Annotated in this window: 6 protein-coding genes; 5 read left to right on the top strand and 1 reads right to left on the bottom strand. The window is 62.0% G+C overall.

Translation table 11 applies throughout. The features are described from left to right. Positions 1-289: 289 nt before the first annotated feature. From IEW13_RS17200 to IEW13_RS17190, 4 genes are all read left to right on the top strand, one after another. Positions 290-604: a helix-turn-helix domain-containing protein gene (locus tag IEW13_RS17200; RefSeq protein WP_188552133.1), complete on the top strand. Its 315-nt coding sequence runs from the start codon at positions 290-292 to the stop codon at positions 602-604. Positions 605-660: 56 nt separating this feature from the next. After that, complete coding sequence (locus IEW13_RS17860) at positions 661-1,011, top strand: helix-turn-helix domain-containing protein (RefSeq protein WP_373283608.1); 351 nt, start codon at positions 661-663, stop codon at positions 1,009-1,011. A 503-nt stretch (positions 1,012-1,514) separates the two neighbouring features. Next, positions 1,515-1,718, top strand: coding sequence for a hypothetical protein (locus IEW13_RS17195; RefSeq protein WP_188552132.1), 204 nt, complete (start codon positions 1,515-1,517; stop codon positions 1,716-1,718). Between the two features lie 7 nt (positions 1,719-1,725). Then, complete coding sequence (locus IEW13_RS17190; RefSeq protein ID WP_188552131.1) at positions 1,726-2,508, top strand: Fic/DOC family protein; 783 nt, start codon at positions 1,726-1,728, stop codon at positions 2,506-2,508. A gap of 47 nt (positions 2,509-2,555) precedes the next feature. On the opposite strand, the gene IEW13_RS17185 is transcribed toward IEW13_RS17190, so the two are convergent. Beyond that, positions 2,556-3,119, bottom strand: coding sequence for an RBBP9/YdeN family alpha/beta hydrolase (locus tag IEW13_RS17185; RefSeq protein ID WP_188552130.1), 564 nt, complete (start codon positions 3,117-3,119; stop codon positions 2,556-2,558). Between the two features lie 60 nt (positions 3,120-3,179). Between IEW13_RS17185 and IEW13_RS17180 the strand changes: the two genes are divergently transcribed. Next, positions 3,180-3,533: a MerR family transcriptional regulator gene (locus tag IEW13_RS17180; protein ID WP_188552129.1), complete on the top strand. Its 354-nt coding sequence runs from the start codon at positions 3,180-3,182 to the stop codon at positions 3,531-3,533. Positions 3,534-3,726 lie beyond the last annotated feature (193 nt).

Here is a 3,726-nt window from a genome sequence, read left to right as displayed (position 1 = left end):
ACCGATCATCGAGGACCTCGACCCCTACCCACCCTCAGCTACGCCGCGAGTCCCGCTCCCCACCAGAAGTCCGAAGAGCCCGTAAAGTCCACTGACGTCGCGGGTTGAACGTGCAGTCTACGGTGGGCCTGACGGAGCACTGCTGGAGACGCCGCCGCGTTGAGAAACTCGTCCTTCTGGTGGCCGGGGATAAAGCGGGGAACTGGAAACGTTGGTATAAGAAGAACATTCCCGTAGCGGACGATCTCTTCGATGCCCATCTCGACAGATTGAAAGGACAACGATCCCCGTGGCTTTGAGCTACGAAGAGTATCTTGCCAAACATCCCATGGACGCAGATACACGAGCACGGGTCGAAGAGCACAAGAAGCGGATGCTTGCTGAAGTTCGTGCTTACCGCCTGCGTGAACTGCGTGAAGAGGCAGGCCTGACCCGGGCGCAGCTTGCTGAGCGTATCGGGGTCGGGCAGCGTCAGGTCTCCAAGATCGAAAGCGGGGACCTCGACAGTGCCAAGATCGGCACCATCCGTAAATACCTCGAAGCTGTCGGTGGTGAGCTCGCGCTGGAATATGTGGCCGGAGACCAGCGCCTCCAGGTGGCATAACAGGAGAGCGCAGGGAAGGACATATAATCCGCTGACGTCGCGGGCGTGAACATCCAATCTATGGTGGTCCCGGCGGGAGAGTTGCAGAACATCTCCCCGCCGCAAAAGCCCTGGTCAGGCGATGGGCTGCTGGGCGATTTAGGTACCGCACCGGCCCGCTGATCACTGGGATCGACGACCCGAGAGGCCCCATTGTCACCGAGGTTGAGACGCGCACAACCTCGATCACGCCGGAGCTGGTCGCGCAGATGGCGGTCCGGTACGGGGCTGGGTCGACCACCCGGGAACTCGGCGCGATCTTCGGCATCAGTCACAGGGCGGTGAGCCGATATCTCAAGGCTGCCGGGGTGCGACTGCGAGGCTCCGGCCAGCCGGACGAAGTCCGCCAGGAGGCTGCTTCACTGTAGGCAGGAGGCATGACGCTCGTAGAGATCGGTGAACGGCTCGGCATCGCTGCCACCACGGTCCGCCGCGCTCTGAGCCAAGAACGCGCGGCTATGCGGCTAAGGGGGCGGCGGCCCGCGAAGCGTCGCCGCGCGTGACTGGCCGGAGGTAGCTGAAGACCGCGGCGGCTATGCGTGCTAACTGCCCGGAGAGAACACACGCACGCAGGCGCCAGCCCGGCGCGTGCGCCTCAAAGTTTCCCTCGTGGTGCAGATCTTGATCATCCGGCACGAAGAATCCGTAGGACGCGGGGCAGATCACAGCGGAAGTGCTCGCCGGATTCCGGGCGCATGCCGACCAGATCGAAGCGGCCTTCCGGCCGCTTGCCCGCTCCTTCGTCACCCAGCGCCGCCGAGCCTAGAATCAACTCTGAGTTGTCTTCCTACACGCGTCTGGCACTACGAGTNAGTGTCCTCGCGCGGTAGAATAGAGGGCGTGGGCAATACCTGGTGGAAGGAGCTCCGTGATGGCAACACGCGTCCGCTCTCAGGCAGAGATCGACCGTATCCAGATCGCCGCGAACGCGGCCCAGCAGATGGCCGGAGCTGACGAGGCGCCCGAGGACATCGCTCTTCGTGAGCGGGTCCTACGGGGAGAACTCAGCGCCGATGAGGCCGTCGAAGCGCGGCTGGCGGAGCTGAAAGCACAGTACGGCACCTCCGGCCGATGAGTACCATATGGCCGTCCAGGACCCGTATGCGTATCCGGGCACTGATGTCCTGATCAACATCCCTGGGTTCACCGACCCGGAGGGATGGAAGAAGGCCGAGACTGCGGTCATCGCCCAGCGCCTCGGTGAGCTGGCGGACCACCCCATCAGCGGGAACTTCGACCTGGCGCACCTGCAAGCCATCCACGCCCGGCTGGTTGAGGGCTTCTATACCTGGGGTGGACAGTTACGCACCACCGACACCGGACCAGGCGGAACCGGGCTGGCCCACTGCCGTCCTGAGTTCATCCCGGCAGAGGCCGAGCGCATCTTCACTGCCCTGCACCGGATGGATTACCTACGTGGCCGGGATGCCGATGAGTTCTCCGCAGGGCTGGCCTGGACATGGGGCGAAACCACAGTGCTGCACCCGTTCCGGGATGTGAACACCAGAAGCCAGTTCGTCTTCTTCAACCACCTGGCCACCGAAGCCGGGTGGATCATCGACTGGAACCAGATCGACCCCCACGTTTTCGCTCATGCCCGCACTGTCGCCATCGCCCGGGATGAGAAAGGCATCGAAGCCCTGATCCGTCCTGCACTACTCGATACCGAAACCGTGACGCGTCGGGAAGAACTGAGGCAGAAGATGGCCGAAGTCAATGAGCGCTTCTTCGCGCCGCGACCACAACGCTCTCCATGTCAGCTTGACGCTGAGCTCAACGCGGCACTCCACCGCCGCACGCGAGACTTCGGAGCCGCGCCCCCTTACCGTTCTGCCAACAAAGGCCCTCAACCACCATCACTGTAAGACGCGATCGACTCCCCCGAAACGCCTCTCTTTGCAACGCGGAAGGGTCATTGAATCCAGTCCAAGAGTCTAGGCAGCTCGGTGACACCGTCTTCCGCCAGGAAATGTCCTGCCCCGCTCTGAACATGGGCCTTCACTCCCAGGAGGGTTGCAAGTTCGTCGCTGAACGCGGAGGGCACCAGTCCGTCGTTATCGGAACGCAGCACGGGGATCTTCTGCACACGTTGCCTCACCGTGGAAACATCGAGGCCCGAAGTAATGAAGCCATCCAGTTCAGGCAGGGCCGGGAGCTTCCTTGTGAACCCTGAGACCAGCACTAACCCACCCAAGTTCCAGTCTGTTCTGAGTGAGGACAGGTAGCGCAGTACCGCGAGGCAGCCGAGACTGTGGGCGATCACCACTGTCCTCTCATCCGGTTCTCCGAGAGTCGACTCGATAGTGCCCTCCCACGCTGTTGTCTCGGGGGCGTACGGGTCAGGCAAGGGTGGGATGATCGCGCAGGTACCGTGGTGTTCTAGTTCGTCGGCAACCCAGCTGAACCAGGGATTTTCAGGCGTGGCTGCATGACCGTGAAAGATCAGAGCCCGTGAGAGTCTTGTTCCTTCTGTCATGTCACTGGAATCTAGGGCCTGACGGTGTGTCAAGGTCAAGCCCACGAAGAAAGGCCCGCTATGCTCATCGGTGATCTTGCTGCCCGGACCGGGGTGAGCCCTCGTTCTCTGAGGCACTGCGAGGCCCAGCACCTGCTCGACCCGATGCGTGATAGCAGCGGTTACCGGCACTACCAGGAGGCTGATGTCACCCGAGTGCTACAGATCATAGCCATGATGGATGGCGGCATGAACACGGACACCATCTGGCGTTTCCTCGACTGCGCTCGCACCCTCGATGAGGGCATCGTCCTAGAGATGTGCCCCGATCTGCGAGCAGAAGTCGAAGCCATCGGCGAACGCCTGGTCGCTGACCAGCAAAAACTCACCGCCACACGCCAACATCTGACCACGCTCACTGGCACAGGCCGCTAACGCCCGAAAGCCTCATTAAGCCGCGAGAACATAGGGCTCAGGGTAGACGGTGAGTCCCCTAGGAGGGAATCACCGCTATAGACTGAGAGCCGCTCAAGACGCGACTACTTTTGCGCTCCTACAGCGTGCCTGTCTCGGCGTAGTAGCGCGTCAACAGCGTCGACAACGGGACTGCCGCACATTTAGGTGACAG

This window comes from Sediminivirga luteola (assembly GCF_014639315.1).
Lineage (GTDB): Bacteria > Actinomycetota > Actinomycetes > Actinomycetales > Brevibacteriaceae > Sediminivirga > Sediminivirga luteola.
Note: the sequence above shows the minus strand (reverse complement) of the source record. Positions and strands in the feature narration are given on the sequence as shown.

Coding starts and splice junctions, on each gene's coding strand:
- IEW13_RS17190 (WP_188552131.1), top strand. CDS start 1,726: ATGGCCGTCCAGGACCCGTATGCGTATCCGGGCACTGATGTCCTGATC.
- IEW13_RS17185 (WP_188552130.1), bottom strand. CDS start 3,119: ATGACAGAAGGAACAAGACTCTCACGGGCTCTGATCTTTCACGGTCAT.
- IEW13_RS17180 (WP_188552129.1), top strand. CDS start 3,180: ATGCTCATCGGTGATCTTGCTGCCCGGACCGGGGTGAGCCCTCGTTCT.
- IEW13_RS17195 (WP_188552132.1), top strand. CDS start 1,515: ATGGCAACACGCGTCCGCTCTCAGGCAGAGATCGACCGTATCCAGATC.